Here is a 15,789-nt window from a genome sequence, read left to right as displayed (position 1 = left end):
TGGTGGGCTATGCGCGGTTGACGACGTAGCGGAATATTAATCGGACCCAAGCAAGCTACTGCGACCAGTTGCCCGACGGATTTCGACATGGATGCAGCTTTAACGCGGCCCGATCTGGATGCTGCAGCCGACCGCAGATCTTTCTTCGTCACGTTCTTCGCGATCTACGTGACCGCGCTCGCCATCGTTTTGTTCGACCTTGCTGACGGCGTGCTATTCGTCGGCGATGTCGATGACCAGATGCGTGAATTGCAAATCCGATCTCTGATGTCGCCAGCGGGGCGGTGGTTCGATCTCACGCTGCCTTCTATCTCGATGCCGGAAGTGTACATCTCGCCGTGGTCGAGATTGATCGATTTGCCCTACGTCGCCATCGCGACCATGTTTCGGCCGTTCACGTCTCTCGATCACGTCCTCGGGCTCGCCTTTCACATCTGGCCTCCCGTGATGCTGGCACTTTACTGCCTGACCGTCGCTTTCATAGTGAGGCGGTTGATGGGCAGTATGCCGCTGTCGCCGACATCGTGGGTGCTGACATTGATGTTGATGACCGTATTGATGGCCGTAGCTGTTTTCGAATTCGTGCCAGGCCGGATCGATCATCACAATGCGCAGCTCGTCTCGATGATGCTGATGATGGCTGGATTTGTTCGCTGGGATCGCCTGGGGGGACTGTTCGTCGGTGCTGCGGGCGCGCTCTCCATTGTTATCGGACTGGAATGCCTGCCACTGATCGTCGCCGCCTATGGCTTGCTGGTTCTCAGCTATGTCGCGGGTGTTCAGGGTTCGCGCACCATGCTGGTCGCTGTCGGTGCCGGAATGATTGCCGTTGCCGTATTCGCTGCGCTGGCCTTCATTGGTCCGGTTGGCGTCCTCTCGACGCAATGCGATGCCTTCTCTGCGCCCTACCTGTTTCTCATCATCGGAATATCCGGTTCTCTGGCTTGCGCGGCGTGGGCGCTGCCTGCGCGCGCCTCCGCGATCGCGCGGCTTTTGTGGCTAGGTCTGCCGGGATTGTTGGTGCTCGGTCTGGCTGCCTGGCTGTTTCCGCGCTGCCTCAACGGCCCCTACGATATGATCGATCCGGTGTCCCGGGCTCTCTGGTTCTCGCGCATCTGGCAGGAAAAGAGTTTCCTCTCTCTGTACGAGAACGGCCAGTACTTTGTCGTGGCGTTGCTGGCGCTTTGCATTGCCAGCGCCTTTCTGGCCGTGCCGTTTGTGCTTGCTCAAATCAGGTTGGGAAAAATCGGTGTCGCCATCGCGTTCGCCATGGCGCTGACCGCGTTGCTTCTGACCTTGGCCATTACGCGCAACATCCGCTTCCCGATCGCACTCACGCCGCCGTTTCTGCCGCCGGCGATTGCCTATTATGTTGGTTTCCCACGGTCGCGGAGAGGCCTGCGGATTGCTACCGGGTGCGCCGTCGTGTCCGCTATTGCGCTGGAGGGCCTGCGCTTTGTCCTGCCATCGCCGGTTCATGCGTTGGATGCTGTCGACTATATGACCACCAGTGACTGCAGCGGCCAGGATTTCGGTGTGCTCGGCGCGGTTCCGGCCGGGCGTATCGCCCTCCCGCAGGGCATCGCCTTGCCCGTGCTCTTGACGCGGAGCGAAGGGATGTCGGTCGGCTCTGTGCCATTTCACCGTTCGTCGCCGGGTATGCGACGCATGTTCGACGCCTTTACTTCGTCCGAGCCTTCGGTTCGCCGCGCGGCATTGTCGCCCTTCGACTATGTTGCCGTCTGCCGGTTTTCGCTGCCGGTCGATGCGAAGCAGGCTCCGCTCTATGCCGCTTTGGCCAGCGGTGGCGATTGGCCGGGGCTGGAGAGGGTGCCTAATGCGAAGCCGAGCGATTTTCAGCTCTTCCGTATTGATCATATGAAGCTTCAATAAGGATGGCTTTCGCCACTCCAATTGGCCGCGCGATTGCAAAAGCCTCTGGTTTTTGGCGGCTGCGCGTTGCTCCTTGGCCCCAATTCGCCTACATAGCGGCAAACTTAAAATTCCCGCCGGAGCAACTCATCAATGGCACGTCAGTTCATCTATCACATGTCGGGACTCAACAAGTCCTACGGCGCTAAGAAAATCCTCGAGAACGTCAACCTGTCGTTCTACCCCGATGCCAAGATCGGTATCCTCGGCCCGAACGGCGCCGGTAAGTCGACCGTTCTGCGCATCATCGCCGGCCAAGACAAGGAATTCACCGGGGAAGCCTGGCTCGCCGAAGGCGCGACCGTCGGCTACCTCGAACAGGAACCGCATCTCGATCCGGCTAAGAACGCGTTCGAAAACGTCATGGAAGGCGTGGCCGACAAGCAGGCCGTGCTCGACCGCTACAACGAACTGATGATGAACTATTCCGATGAGACCGCCGACGAAGGCGCGAAGCTCCAGGACATCATCGATAGCCAGAACCTCTGGGATCTCGAACAGCAGGTCGAAATGGCGATGGAAGCGCTGCGCTGCCCGCCGAAGGATGCCGACGTCACGCTGCTGTCCGGTGGTGAGCGTCGTCGTATCGCGCTCTGCCGCCTGCTGCTGTCGCAGCCGGACCTGCTGCTGCTCGACGAACCGACCAACCACCTCGACGCCGAAACGATCGCATGGCTTGAAAAGCACCTGCGTGACTATCCGGGCGCCGTGATGATGATTACCCACGATCGCTACTTCCTCGACAACGTCACCGGATGGATCCTCGAGCTCGACCGGGGCCGTGGCATTCCGTACGAAGGCAACTACTCCGCCTATCTGCAGGCGAAGGCCAAGCGCATGCAGCAGGAAAGCCGCGAAGAAGCCGGCCGCCAGAAGGCGTTGTCGCGCGAACAGGAGTGGATCGCCTCCAGCCCGAAGGCCCGCCAGGCAAAGTCGAAGGCCCGTATCAAGGCCTACGAGCAGCTGGTGGATGCGGCCGAGAACATCCGACCCGGCGACGCTCAGATCATCATTCCTGTGTCCGAGCGTCTCGGCCAGGTGGTCATCGAGCTCGACGGCATCAACAAGGGCTTCGAAGGCCGCACGCTGATCAACGATCTCACGATCAAGCTGCCGCCGGGCGGTATCGTCGGCATCATCGGCCCGAACGGCGCCGGCAAGTCGACGCTGTTCAAGATGATCACCGGCCAGGAAAAGCCGGATGCGGGCTCGATCCGCATCGGCGAGACCGTGCATCTCGGCTATGTCGACCAGAGCCGCGATGCGCTCGATGGCAACAAGACCGTCTGGGAAGAAATCTCGGGCGGCGCCGAAGTCATCAAGCTCGGCAAGTTCGACATGAACTCCCGCGCTTATTGCGGCGCCTTCAACTTCAAGGGCGGCGACCAGCAGCAGAAGGTCGGCAATCTCTCGGGTGGTCAGCGCAACCGCGTTCACCTCGCCAAGATGCTGAAGGCCGGCGGTAACGTTCTGCTCCTCGACGAACCGACCAACGACCTTGATACGGAAACGCTCGGTGCGCTTGAGAGCGCGCTCGAGGCCTTTGCCGGCTGCGCCATCATCATCAGCCACGATCGTATGTTCCTCGACCGCCTGGCGACGCACATCCTCGCCTTCGAAGGTGACGGCCACGTCGAGTGGTTCGAAGGCAACTTCGAGGATTACGAGGAAGACAAGGTTCGTCGCCTCGGCCCCGATGCGCTGAACCCTGGCAGCCAGGCCTACAAGCGCCTGACGCGCTGATATTCCTGCGCCCAAGGGTAGCATTAGGAAGCCCCGGTTCGCCGGGGCTTTTTTGTGGAATGCTATGTCGCTAATTGCGCAGCTAATTTCGTGAATGGTCGAATTCCGGCTTGCCACCTACATCCAATTCACATAAAGATATCTTTATATGTTGATTGGATCGGATATGCGTGAGCCTGTCAGACTTGGATTGGATGCGTTGGTGGACGTCCTCAGGGCGGCCGGCGAGCCTACGCGTCTGCGTCTGCTGGCGCTCCTGGCGGCGGGCGATTTGACTGTTTCCGATCTTACCGAAATTCTTGGCCAGTCCCAACCGCGCATTTCACGGCACCTGAAACTGCTCGGCGAGGCGGATCTGATCGATCGCTATCAGGAAGGTGCATGGGCCTATTTCAGGCTTAGGCAGGACGGCAAGGCAGCCATCTTCGTTCGAAATCTGCTCGCGCACGCGTCCGAGAATGATGCGGTCGTTCTCAGGGACAATGAGCGTCTGGCCGCCGTCAAGCACCAGCGTGCCGAGCGCGCCCAGGCCTATTTCAGCCGCAATGCGGCCGAGTGGGACGAGCTTCGTCGCCTGCATGCCGCTGACGACGAGGTCGACGCTGCCGTCATCCGATTGCTAGGCAGCCAGCCGATCGACTCGCTTCTCGACCTTGGAACAGGGACAGGCCGTATCCTCGAGCTGTTGTCCGGCCTCTATCGCCGGGCGATCGGCGTCGATGCGAGCCGCGACATGCTGAGCGTGGCGCGGGCCAATCTCGACAAGTCCGGCATTACCAAGGCATCCGTGAGACATGCCGATATCCTCAATCTGCCGTTCGAGGCGCAGGATTTCGACGTCGTTACCATCCACCAGGTTCTGCACTTCTTCGACCAGCCAGAGATCGCGATCGGGGAAGCGGCGCGCATGCTGCGGCCGGGCGGACGGCTCGTCATCATCGATCTGGCTCCGCACGGGCTAGAATATCTACGCGACGAGCATGCGCATGTTCGCCTTGGCTTCTCACACCAGTCGATGTCCGACTGGCTGCGAAAGTCCGGGCTGGATGTCGAGCAGATCGTCGATCTTCATCCGGGTCATGAAAGCGGGCAGGGACTTACCGTCACTGTCTGGCTTGCGCGTGACCCACGGCGTCTCATGGCTTCAGCCGGGAGCGAAGGCGCCGAACCCACATTTGCAGGGAGAGAATGACATGGCTTTGAACAGCGACGCGCGCCGCAAGATCGGCATTTCCTTCGAGTTCTTTCCACCGAAGTCGGAAGAAGCGGAAGGCCAGCTGTGGAACACGGTCAGCGAGCTGCAGGACTGGAATCCGGATTTCGTGTCCGTGACCTATGGCGCGGGCGGCACCACCAAGGCGCCGACGCTGGCCACGGTCTCGCGGTTCCTCGCGGATACGCCGCTTGCCACGGCATCGCATCTGACCTGCGTCGGCGCGACGAAAGAGGAGACGCACGGCGTCATCGACAGTTTCCGCAAGGCCGGCGTCAAGCATTTCGTGGCGCTGCGCGGTGATGCGCCGGGTGGTGTCGGCGCTCCCTATCAGCCGCATCCCGGCGGCTATGCGAACGCGGCTGCGCTCGTTGCGGGCCTGCGCGAAATCGGCGATTTCGAGATCTCTGTCTCCGCCTATCCGGAAAAGCATCCGGAAAGCCGCGACAGTGCCGCCGACATCGATATGCTGAAGCAGAAAGCGGACAATGGTGCCGACCGGGCGCTGACGCAATTCTTCTTCGACAACGACAATTTTGAGCGGTATCTCGAAAAGGTGCGCGCCGCCGGCATCAACATTCCGGTCGTGCCGGGCATCATGCCGATCCTGAACCTGACGCAGCTGAAGCGTTTCGCGGGTGCATGCGGCACTGTTATCCCGGCGTTCCTGGACGAGCGTTTCGCCGGTTACGACGACAAGCCCGAGGAACGGGCGAAAGTTGCCGCCGAAGTCGCTGCCGAGCAGATCGAAGATCTCGCCCGTCGTGGTCTCGCGGAGTTTCATCTTTACACGATGAACCGCGCACCGCTTGTTTCGGCCGTGCTCACCAACCTCGGCTTCAAGCGCGAGGGTGCCAAGAATACCGGCGCCGCGGCATAGCGAAACCGGTCTTCAGCTCCAAGCTCAGTGAACGGTCTGGCGGCGCCTCAGGCGCCGCAACGTCATGAGCAACTCCAGCTCTATCTCCCAGCAGATCTGGTCGTAGCAGCGGATCATTTCCGGTGCCTCCGACTTGCGTTGCAGGTGATCGCGATAATCCGTCGCCTCGCCGAAAGCACGCAGCAGATCGACAGTTAGGGGCCCCACGAGACTGTTACGCCATTGCGAACGCAAATGCGGCTGTTTAAGCAGCAGGGTAGCCCTGCCAATTTTTACAAAGTCCTTCACAGCCGCAAACTCCCATAGCACGCTGTACATGTACTATCCGACCGAAGTCGGGTTGCGTCAATGTGAGTTCGGCTCATATTTTAGTGGTAGCGCAAATAATATGTGTCGCGATCGTGCTCGGGCGAGCTTGGTCAAGAAAGAGCCCGGGCCTTTCGCCCGGGCTCAAACACGCGTTACACAACCTGAAATCGGTGGATACAATGCTGTTTCCACAGGAGGTCAAGGATAAACAGCGACGGGGTTCTGCTTCCCCAATAGCAGGTCTTCAAGGACGCTACCCTGTGTTTTCATTTAAGGCAATGCTAATATTTTGGCTGTGGATAACTACTGGCATCCCTTGGTTCTCAAGGGATGCAGGCTTTTGGCGCAGCTAGCGATCCGTCTCGCGTTTGCCGAGCAGCCAAAGAAGGTAAGGACCACCAATGAGCGCAGCGAAAAGCCCGACCGGCACCTGATACGGATAGATCACTATCCGCGAGAGCCAGTCCGCTGCAACCATCAGGCCAGCCCCGATCAGAACCGCGGCAAAGAGATGATCGCGGCTGCCGTGGAAGCCCAGAAGTCTTGCGAGGTGCGGTGCGATCAAACCCGTCAAGCTGAGAGGCCCCACCAGATAGGATGAGATGGCGGCCATCAGCGCGGCCAATGCGGCCAAGCCAAACCGGACCATTGCAACCCTCATGCCGATGCCCTTCGCGATGCCGGAGCCAAGCGGCAGGATCGCGAACCAACGCCTCACCATCGGCAGCGGGGCGATCAGTATCGCGGCGGCGGCTAGCGCGGTCCACGCTTCGAATGCTCCGGCGCGGTTGGTGGAGCCCGACAGCCAAGTGAGCATCGCGTAGCTTCGCATGTCTCCCTGGGCGAGCAGCATGCCGATGACAGCCATGCAGAGCGCGCTCACGGCGACGCCGGCGAGAAGAAAAGCTTCGTCCGAAATGCCGGATCGGCGGGTGACGCCGATTGTCAGGATGAACGAGGCGAGGGCGCCCAAGGCCATGCCCGTCAGCGCGACCAGCGGGGAAGGAAAGCCGACAAGCAGAAGGGTGGCCGCAAGGCCAGCACCGGCACCCGAGGAGACGCCGAGGACTTCGGGGCTGGCGAGCGGGTTGGCCGTCATCCGCTGCATGATGAAACCCGTTGCGCCGAGCATGGCTCCTGCGCCGACGGCAACGGCAATCCGAGGCAGCCGGAACGGAAGCAGATCCGAGAGGAGCGAGCCGGTTGCAATGATCCAGCCTCCATCGGACGGTCCGACGCAGATCGAGAGCAGCAACAGGGCCAGCAATATCGCACCAAGGGCGGCGAAGGCGCGGAACCTCTTCAGCCTCTTTCGGACAGCGTGGACGGCGGCCGCGGCTGCGGCGCGGTTGTGAACGCGTGGCAACAGCCACAGCAGCAAGGGGCCGCCGATCAGGGCGGTGGCGGCGCCTGTTGGGGCGAGGTCGGAAAAGCCCGGTCCAAGCAGCTGGGTGAGGCAATCCGTGAGGAAGAGGACGGCAGCTCCGGCAAGCGGAGCCGTGGTGATGACCTGGCGGCTGCTTCGGGCGCCGCAAAGTCTGGCGATCGACGGCGCTGCGAGACCGAGGAAGCCGATGATGCCGACCGAGGCCGTGACTGACGTCGAGAGCCAGACCGCAAGAACGAGGATAGTGAAACGAACCGAATGCAGGGCGAGGCCGAGACTTTTGGCGCCTGCGTCGTCCAGCGCCAGGAGGTCGAGCGGTCGCAGCAGCAGAAACGCGGCTATCGCGCCGATGGCTATCTGCGGCAAGAGCGAAGCAACAACGCGCCAATCCTGCTGGTTCAGCGCCCCTGCGCCCCATATGTCGATCGACAGCGCATATTCGCCGCGCGCAAGCACGAGGGTGACGCTCGCGGATGCGGCGACCATGCTGACCACCATGCCCGAAATTGCCACCGTCACCGGGTCGAGACCGCGCCGCCAGCTGAGGGCGAGCACAAGCATGACGGCCGACAGCCCGCCGGCGAAGGCTATCGTTTCCCGCGAAATGCCGGTCAGGAGCGGTGAGAAGCTTAGCCCGAGCGTCAATGCGAGTTTGGCACCCGAGGCTATTCCGAGCGTCGAGGCATCGGCAATCGGGTTTCTGAGGACGCGTTGCAACAGGGCGCCCGCGAGGCCGAGCGCAGCCCCTGCCAGAAGCGCCACGGCCGCGCGTGGCAGGAGGCTTTGCCAAAGAAGCAGCCGGTTCAGTTCCGTGGCTTCGGTCACATCGCCCGGAATCTGAGACCGCAGCGCGAGAAGGGCTGCAAAGGCCATGACACACGCGACGCCGAGCGCGATCGCGGGTATGGCCGGATGACGCAGCGGCAGGACGGGCGTGTCGATATTAGCCGTTTCGGACACGCGCAAATCCTTCTGCGAGGCAATCGGCGAAACGGCTTGCGGCGGGTAGCGCGCCATACGGATTGATCGAGCCGATTGTCATGAATCGTCCTTCGCGGACCTGGGGCAGGGCCTTCCAGAAAGGGCTACCGAGGAGGGCGTCAATGGCGTCCTGAGGATGGGGTGGAATGAAGACGATCCAGGCCTCAGGCATCGTCACCAGGGTCTCGATGCCGACGGGAGCCGTTGCCGAATAGCTGGTGGCGCCTGTCCAGGCATTCACGAGGCCAAGGCGTGCTAGCACCTCTCCGAAGATGCTGTCTGATCCGAATACGCGGTAATGACGGGCATCGCCAAGATTGATCGGCAGTACCGGCCGTCCGTCTGCCATGCGGGAAAAATCGGCCTTTTGACGATCGAGCTTTGCCGTTAGTTCTTCGACGAACCGCCGTGCCGCCGGAAGCTGGAGACGATCGCCGATTTCAAGGGTCGCACGTTCGGCCAAAACATATGGGCTTTCTCCCGGCATGTAGATCGCGTGATCGATGACCGGAGCAATGCGGCTCATCAGAGGGTCCGCCCAGGCGTAGAAATTCGAATTGAAGATCAGATCGGGGCGGGCAAGGCGCAAGGCCTCGAGGTTCGGCGAGCCGCGCAGGCCAAGATCCGCAACATTGGACGGCACGGCTGGCGTCACTGCCACTTGCTGGAATTGACGCAGTTCCGTTGCGGCGACGACGTTGGCGCCGATGGCAAGCAACGTTTCCAGCAACGCCCAATCAAGCGTCGCCACCTTTGGCTGCGTCGATTGTGCCGTTGCCGCGCCGGCGAAAAGAGCGGCGCCTCCCACCAATACCGCCCTGCGCGTAAGCCACGATCTGTTCAAATTGATCTCCAGTCACACGAAAAAGGCTCCGGGGGAGCCTTCTTCTTTTCTATTTGGGCGGACGTTACCAGACCTTGCTGAGCTTGAAGGTGAACGTGCGCGCGTCGCCGTAGCCGCATGCACCCAAGCCGCCGCAGCTTTCGACGTAGACCTTGTCGAATACGTTGGTCACGTTGAGCGAGGCAACCCAGTCGTTCTTCTTGTAGCGGACCGCGGCGTCGAACACTGTCGATTCCGGCACCTTCAGCGTGTTGACGTCGTCGGCCCAGGATTGGCCCTTGTAGCGGAGACCGCCTCCAAGGCTAAGGCCTTCGAGAGTTCCTGTCGTCACGGTGTAGTCGAGCCAAAGCGATGCGGTGTAATCGGGGACAATGTAGGGTGTCTTGCCAATCAGCGCGGTGTTCAGCGGGTTCTTGGTGATCTCGACGTCAGTATAGGCGAGCGAAGCGAGAACCTTCCAGTTGTCATTCAGGTTGACCTTGCCTTCCAGTTCGAAGCCCTTGGATTCCGCCTCACCAAGCTGCAGCTTCGTGTAGGGAGCCGCTGTCATCGAAACCGTGTAGTTCCGCTTGTTGATCTGGAATACTGATGCAGTCAGCGTGCCGTCGAAGAATGTCGGCTCGTACTTGACGCCTGCTTCGAACTGCTCTCCCTCTTCCGGCTTGAGAGGTCCGGCGGTGCCCGTTCCGACCAGCGGATTGAAGAAGGTGGCGGCGCTGACATACGGCGTTACGCCGTTGTCGAATTCATAGGCGAGGCCGGCCCTGCCGCTCCAGGCGCCTTCGGAGCCGTTGTAGCTGCTTGCAGGCGTCAGCTTGTTGTCGAAATCGGTATAGACGTAGTCATACCGGCCATTGAGGGTCATCAGCCAGCCGTCGCCGAAGTGAACCTGATCCTGGGCATAGATACCCACCTGGTTCATGGCTATGACTTCATTATAGAGCGGTCCGTTCGCAGCCTGCGGCAAGCCGTAAACCGGGTTCAAGACATCGATCGAGCCCGATCCGAAGACGAAGTTCTGAACGTTGTCGATGCGGTAGTAGCGATAATCGACCCCGGCCATGATCTTGTGCGTCGCGCCGCCAAGATCGAACTCGTTTTCGACGCGATTGTCCCAGGCGACGTTGTCTGCGCTGGTATCACCCTCGAAACCGATGCGGTTCAGCGCGGTCTGCGACGACCACAGGTAGGGGTAGGGGCCGAACTCGTATTTGTTGAGATGGCCATAACGGAAATTCGACGTGACCTTCCAGCCGTCGTCGAATTCATGTTCGAATTCGTAGCCGACCATTTCCTGATTGTAGCGTCCGGTATCGAGATCGGGTTCGCCGGGGAAGAAATCGCGGCGAATTTTTCCGACCCCGGCCCGGTCGACCACGGTGCCTTCATAGGGAAGGAAGCCGTTGCCGGTGTGCACCTGATCGAGCCCGCCCGCATAGGCCCAGACGGTGAGCTTGGTGGCTTCATCGGGTGAAACAGTAAGCTGCGGCATGATGAAGCCGCGCAGGTCGTGCGCGTAGTCCGAATAGTTGTCGCCGCCGGCGATCTTGCCGGTTAGGCGGTAGGTCATCGTATCGCTGCTGCCGACCTTGTCGGAAAAGTCGAAGCCTCCGAAGCCGTTGCCGTTACTGTTGATACCGGTTTCCGTATAGTAGTAGGGCTCGTCGGTCGGGCGCTTGCGCACCATGTCGATGATGCCGCCCGGGCTGGAGCCGCCATAGAGAACAGAGGCCGGCCCCTTGAGAACGTCGACGCGCTCGAGCATGAACGGGTCGATCTGAAAGCCGCCGAAGCCGTAGCTGAACAGGTTGAGGCCGTCGAGGTAGACGCCGGTCTGCGTCGCGTCGAAACCGCGGATGTAATACCAGTCGGTATCCGGATCGGTGCCATAAGGAGCCGCGATTACGCCGGGCGTGTAGCGCAGAGCCTCGTCGACCTTGTTGACCACGCCGCGATCGTTCATTTCCTCAGTGCCGACGACGGAGACTGCCTGCGGGATTTCCTTGATCGGCGTGTCGGTCTTCGAGCCTGCGGTCGTATCCTTCGCGACGTAGCCCTTGACCGGGCCGATTGCGCTGTTCTTCGATGCCTTGCCTTCGACGACGATTGGCGCAAGCGTGGTGTCGGCGTTCTCAGCCTGCGCCGTCCAGGCAGCGCAAATACCCACCAACGCGACGCTGGCGCTCAAAGCAGCCCGCACACTCCGAAAGCCTTTAACTTGATGCATTCCTGGCAACCCCACTCTACAAGCCTTGACCGGAGGCCGCACCGCAGCCCCGAATAAGGTGAGTAATTAACTCAGATTTAATTGCCGGGATTGGCATGATCTGTGGTGGTTGAACGATTTTGGGCAATTTCGAGAATCGTGGGCAAATGTTTGCAAAAATGCATCACCCCACGGCTGCCCGTTTCCAGCGTGCCGGCGTGGTGCCGACATGCTTGCGGAACACGCGCGTAAAATGTGCCTGATCGGAGAAGCCTGTTTCGGCAGCAACAGCCGTCAGGCTGTGATCGTCGTCCTGCAGCAACCGCTTTGCCCATTCCAGGCGCGAATTCATCTGCCATTCGTGCGGGGTCAGCCCCGTCGAGGCCTTGAAGGAGTGGCTGAAGTGGGATTGAGACAGGCCCGTCAGATCGGACAGTTCCTGCAGGCGGATGCTCCGCATGCAATTCGTTTCGATGAATTCAGTTGCGCGCCGGAGCTGCCAGGAGGCAAGAGCGCCGCGCTTGCGGGGCGGTGTCTTGGCCATTTTCAGGACGTCGATGACAAGCGACAAGGCAAGGCCGTCGCCATAGAGATCATGCAGGGGGCAGGGGCTTGCAAGTTCCGCCGCAATCAGTCCCGCCAGCGCCATCACACGCTCATCTGAGAAAGCAGCCGCGGATCCTGGAGCTTCTGCGGGTCGATCTCCTCCATCAGCCGCTGGCTGAGGATGTTGGCATCGAAGTGGATATCAAGGTGGCGCATGAACTGCACTTCGCGGACGTCCACCCATAGATCCATGTCGGCCGGAATATAGGAAATCGGGCTCTGGTTGCAGTCCTGCGGAGCGCCCGCGGCTTTGGGCGAAAGCTTCACCGAGGGGCGGCCGCGACCGAGATGATCCAGCAGAATGAACAGGCGGGGGTCGCGGGCAACATAGTGGCCGCCGGCGTAGCTGCCGCATTCCACGTCCCATAGGTCCGCCGTGATGCCGTTCCAGTTTCGACGCCTCAGCCCGCCGATAACCGAGAATCCCTCGATCTCGTTCTGCATGCGCGGCTGAAAAGTCATGCCTGTCTTCCGCAACTATAAAACATGTGCGTAATTATCAAGTTTTTTGCAGTGCATCAATCGCCCAAGGGTTGCTAAATCAGGCGTTCCTCATTTGTGCGTCGTGCAGACGGTTGTAGGCGCCCCGTTTGGCGATCAGATCCTGATGTGTGCCTTGCTCGACGATGCCGTGCCGGTCGATGACGACGATGCGATCGGCACCCTGGATGGTGGCGAGGCGATGGGCGATGATGAGGGTCGTGCGCCCGGCGGAAAGTTCCGCCAGCGAACGCTGGATGGCCCGTTCGGTCTCGGTATCGAGTGCCGAGGTCGCCTCGTCGAGGATCAGGATCGGCGGGTTCTTCAGGAACATGCGGGCGATCGCGACGCGTTGCTTCTGACCGCCTGAGAGCTTGACGCCACGTTCGCCGATAACCGTATCGAGCCCCGCGGGCAGGCCTGCCAGCATATCCTCCAGACGTGCCTGGCGGGCGGCTTCGACGATCTCGGCTTCGCTGGCGCCCAGCCGGCCATAGGCGATGTTTTCGCGGATCGTGCCGCCGAACAGGAAGACATCCTGTTGCACGATTCCGATCTGCTGGCGCAGGGACGTCTTGGTCATCTCGCGGATGTCGATGCCGTCGATGATGATGCGGCCGCTACCAACCTCATAGAAGCGGGGCAGAAGAGAACAGATGGTTGTCTTGCCGGCGCCCGAGGGGCCGACGAAGGCAATTGTCTCTCCGGCGCGGACCGCAAGGTTCACGTGTTCGAAAACCGGAGCTTGCGGGCTGTATCCGAAGGAAACATCGTCGTAGACGATTTCGCCCTTGAGGTGGCTGACCGCGACGGCATTCGGGGCGTCGGCGATATCCGGCTCGGTGTCGATCAGTTCCGTGAAGCGGCGGAAGCCGGCGATCCCCTTCGGATAGGTCTCGATGACAGAGTTGATCTTCTCGACCGGGCGGAAGAATACGCCGACGAGCAGGAGGAAGCCGATGAAGCCGCCGGCCGTCAGTTCACCTGACAGGACGAAATAGGCGCCGGCGATCATGACGACCATCTGGGTGAGACGCATGCTCATGTAGCTCAGCGAGCTGCTGGCAGCCATGAGCTTGTAGGCGTCGAGTTTCACGCGCCGATAATTCTGATTGTCTTTCTCGAAAAGCGCGCGCTCGTGGCTTTCGTTGGCAAAGGCCTGGACCACGCGGATGCCACCGACATTCTCTTCGATACGCGTGTTGAAATTGCCGACGCGCTCGAAGAGACGACGGAAATTCTGCGTCATGCGGCTGCCGAAATGGCTGGTGACCCATGCGGTCAAGGGGACGACGATGGCGGTGATCAAGGCCAGCTGCCAGTTGACCGAGAACATCAGCAGGAGCGCGCCCGCGAAGGTCATCAGCGCGATGAAAAGATCTTCCGGGCCGTGGTGCGCAACCTCGCCGATTTCCTCGAGATCCTTCGTCAGCCGGCCGACGATGTGGCCGGTCTTCTGATTGTCGAAAAAGCTGAACGACAGTTTCTGCAGATGATTGAATGCCGCGCGGCGCATGTCGGTTTCGATATTGATACCGAGCATGTGTCCCCAGTAGGTGACAACGGCCATCAGCCCGGTATTGACCACATAGACAACAAACAGTGCCGCCGAGGCGAAGAGGATGAGCAGCCATTCCTGGCTGAGAAGCAGCCGGTCGATGAACAGTTTCACCGCCATCGGAAAGCCGAGTTCAAGCAGGCCGGAGACGATCGCGCAGCTGAAATCCAGGATGAAGAGCCAGCGATAGGGGCGATAATAGGAGAAGAAACGACGTAGCATTCTGACACTCGAGATGCGGCGCGGCCTACGGCGGCCGGCAGGAAATATGACTCGAATTCTCCATATTGGAGACGAGGCCCGGTTGGATAGTGCGTTCTCGCAACGATTGCAAACTTGGAGAGGAACGATTGGTCTGCACGTTGCATGCCCGGAACGGTGTCTGGAAGAAAAAGCACCCGGAGGTTCAGCTCGCGGTACGGCGGGCGAGGCAAGTCGGACTGGAGCTGAGAACCAAGCCCTGCGGGACATTCCGCCAAACGTCGCCGGGGCCGTCGAGACAGCGCAGCGGACCATCCGAGACGCCAATCGGGCATCCGAGGACGGGATCGACGATCGCTCAAGGTCCTTGCTGGTGCGGACGAAGCTCGAAAGCGCTGGCGTCGCTAGCCTGGAAGTGCGTGACGCGGGAGTGGGACTTGACCCGGCCTCCGTTGGAAAGCTGTTCGAACCTTTCCACTCGACCAAGCCGAACGGCATGGGCATCGGTTTGGCGATCTGCCGGACGATTATCGAGAGCCACAAGGGACGTCTTTGGGCGTCGCCAAACGATGGGCCGGCGCCACGTTCAGCTTCTCAGTTCCTGTCTTTGTTAAATCAGCGGTTCAGCCTCTTCAGGTCGGCGCCGTCGAACTACCTCAATCGCCTCGACTTTATCTTACTGAATGAACTTGGATGCTTGCTCGTCGCCCCGGGGAAGAGGCCAACTGCCGGGCCGTCTGGCCAACAGGCTATATAAGAGCACATCGCAGGATGGCTTACGAGGGATTGCTTGCCATTCGCCTCGGCGAGCCAGATTGTCCTAGGTTTCCTCTTCGCCCAACATATCGACCAAGGATTTGCCGTAGGGAAAGAACCGATCCTTTTTCCCCTCTTGCCAGGCGGTCCGCAACTCTTGCGCATTGATGTCCCAGTCCGGGAAGGATTTCTTGCAGACCGCGCGCAGATCCTGCCGCAGTTCCTCCACCGTGGGCCGCCCGAAGAACCAATAGCCGTTATAGACCTTGTGAATGATAAGTGTCGGCTCGAGGACGATGACGTGGGGGATCATCGGGTTGTGCACAGCGTCGGTGTACTCGGCGATATCGAGGTCCTTCTGAATGGTCCTCCTCGGATCCGCGAGAAACGGCCAGTGCGCACCGACTCCGCTGCGGAATTCATGCGTTTCCGCGATTGTGTCGGTACTGATCGTCACCATTCTGCAATAGCCAACCTCCATCTCTCGATGAAGTTGGAGCAAACCCTCATGCTGGCGCCGATCCTTGGGACAGAAACTGCCGCGGCTCAGAACCAGAACCATGGGATAGATGGACTGAAGATCGGAGAGCTTGCGGCGCTTGCCGGTGTGATCACTCAGCTCGTAGTCTGGAAGAGCCGCACCCGGCACCATGTCTGGTCTCATTTCGGGATCCTCCTTGTGCGTTGACTTCG

11 protein-coding genes and 1 pseudogene are annotated in these 15,789 nt (G+C 60.4%); 5 read left to right on the top strand and 7 right to left on the bottom strand.

The annotated features are described in order from the left end of the window. The first annotated feature begins 87 nt into the window (after positions 1-87). From FZ934_RS09670 to metF, 4 genes are all read left to right on the top strand, one after another. Complete coding sequence (locus FZ934_RS09670; protein WP_153270896.1) at positions 88-1,893, top strand: hypothetical protein; 1,806 nt, start codon at positions 88-90, stop codon at positions 1,891-1,893. Positions 1,894-2,025: 132 nt separating this feature from the next. Next, a complete protein-coding gene (gene ettA / locus FZ934_RS09665) occupies positions 2,026-3,675 on the top strand; it encodes an energy-dependent translational throttle protein EttA (protein WP_153270895.1) in 1,650 nt (549 codons plus the stop codon). A gap of 166 nt (positions 3,676-3,841) precedes the next feature. Further along, on the top strand, positions 3,842-4,867 hold the full coding sequence (locus tag FZ934_RS09660) for an ArsR/SmtB family transcription factor (RefSeq protein WP_153270894.1): 1,026 nt from the start codon (positions 3,842-3,844) through the stop codon (positions 4,865-4,867). Position 4,868: 1 nt separating this feature from the next. After that, a complete protein-coding gene (gene metF, locus FZ934_RS09655) occupies positions 4,869-5,768 on the top strand; it encodes a methylenetetrahydrofolate reductase [NAD(P)H] (RefSeq protein ID WP_153270893.1) in 900 nt (299 codons plus the stop codon). Between the two features lie 24 nt (positions 5,769-5,792). On the opposite strand, the gene FZ934_RS09650 is transcribed toward metF, so the two are convergent. The 6 genes and pseudogenes from FZ934_RS09650 to FZ934_RS09625 form a co-directional block, all read right to left on the bottom strand. After that, on the bottom strand, positions 5,793-6,086 hold the full coding sequence (locus FZ934_RS09650) for a hypothetical protein (protein ID WP_056823863.1): 294 nt from the start codon (positions 6,084-6,086) through the stop codon (positions 5,793-5,795). Positions 6,087-6,426: 340 nt separating this feature from the next. After that, positions 6,427-8,337, bottom strand: a complete 1,911-nt coding sequence (gene fhuB / locus FZ934_RS09645) for a Fe(3+)-hydroxamate ABC transporter permease FhuB (protein WP_246737885.1) — start codon at positions 8,335-8,337, stop codon at positions 6,427-6,429. A 70-nt stretch (positions 8,338-8,407) separates the two neighbouring features. Then, positions 8,408-9,289, bottom strand: a complete 882-nt coding sequence (locus tag FZ934_RS09640) for an ABC transporter substrate-binding protein (protein ID WP_153270891.1) — start codon at positions 9,287-9,289, stop codon at positions 8,408-8,410. A gap of 64 nt (positions 9,290-9,353) precedes the next feature. After that, positions 9,354-11,516: a TonB-dependent siderophore receptor gene (locus FZ934_RS09635; RefSeq protein ID WP_153270890.1), complete on the bottom strand. Its 2,163-nt coding sequence runs from the start codon at positions 11,514-11,516 to the stop codon at positions 9,354-9,356. Positions 11,517-11,679: 163 nt separating this feature from the next. Next, positions 11,680-12,563, bottom strand: a pseudogene (locus FZ934_RS09630) (helix-turn-helix domain-containing protein). Positions 12,564-12,642: 79 nt separating this feature from the next. Next, positions 12,643-14,361 (bottom strand): ABC transporter ATP-binding protein, encoded by a 1,719-nt coding sequence (locus FZ934_RS09625; protein ID WP_153270889.1) that lies wholly within the window; start codon positions 14,359-14,361, stop codon positions 12,643-12,645. Positions 14,362-14,374: 13 nt separating this feature from the next. Here FZ934_RS09625 and FZ934_RS28675 point away from each other — a divergent pair, with 13 nt between their 5' ends. After that, entirely contained in the window at positions 14,375-15,097 is a 723-nt protein-coding gene (locus tag FZ934_RS28675; RefSeq protein WP_153270888.1) for an ATP-binding protein, read from the top strand. Positions 15,098-15,160: 63 nt separating this feature from the next. Here the strand turns inward: FZ934_RS28675 and FZ934_RS09615 are convergent, their stop codons facing one another. Then, on the bottom strand, positions 15,161-15,760 hold the full coding sequence (locus FZ934_RS09615) for a peroxiredoxin family protein (RefSeq protein ID WP_194273693.1): 600 nt from the start codon (positions 15,758-15,760) through the stop codon (positions 15,161-15,163). Between the last annotated feature and the right edge of the window lie 29 nt (positions 15,761-15,789).

This window comes from Rhizobium grahamii (assembly GCF_009498215.1).
In the GTDB taxonomy this organism is placed as follows: domain Bacteria; phylum Pseudomonadota; class Alphaproteobacteria; order Rhizobiales; family Rhizobiaceae; genus Rhizobium; species Rhizobium grahamii_A.
The sequence above is the reverse complement of the archived record's forward strand: the minus strand, read 5'-3'. Positions and strand labels throughout refer to the sequence as shown.

Excerpts from the sequence above, each read along its gene's own strand:
- FZ934_RS09670 (WP_153270896.1), top strand. The coding sequence starts at position 88 with ATGGATGCAGCTTTAACGCGGCCCGATCTGGATGCTGCAGCCGACCGC.
- ettA (WP_153270895.1), top strand. The coding sequence starts at position 2,026 with ATGGCACGTCAGTTCATCTATCACATGTCGGGACTCAACAAGTCCTAC.
- FZ934_RS09660 (WP_153270894.1), top strand. The coding sequence starts at position 3,842 with ATGCGTGAGCCTGTCAGACTTGGATTGGATGCGTTGGTGGACGTCCTC.
- metF (WP_153270893.1), top strand. The coding sequence starts at position 4,869 with ATGGCTTTGAACAGCGACGCGCGCCGCAAGATCGGCATTTCCTTCGAG.
- FZ934_RS09650 (WP_056823863.1), bottom strand. The coding sequence starts at position 6,086 with ATGTACAGCGTGCTATGGGAGTTTGCGGCTGTGAAGGACTTTGTAAAA.
- fhuB (WP_246737885.1), bottom strand. The coding sequence starts at position 8,337 with ATGGCCTTTGCAGCCCTTCTCGCGCTGCGGTCTCAGATTCCGGGCGAT.
- FZ934_RS09635 (WP_153270890.1), bottom strand. The coding sequence starts at position 11,516 with ATGCATCAAGTTAAAGGCTTTCGGAGTGTGCGGGCTGCTTTGAGCGCC.
- FZ934_RS09625 (WP_153270889.1), bottom strand. The coding sequence starts at position 14,361 with ATGCTACGTCGTTTCTTCTCCTATTATCGCCCCTATCGCTGGCTCTTC.
- FZ934_RS28675 (WP_153270888.1), top strand. The coding sequence starts at position 14,375 with ATGCGGCGCGGCCTACGGCGGCCGGCAGGAAATATGACTCGAATTCTC.
- FZ934_RS09615 (WP_194273693.1), bottom strand. The coding sequence starts at position 15,760 with ATGAGACCAGACATGGTGCCGGGTGCGGCTCTTCCAGACTACGAGCTG.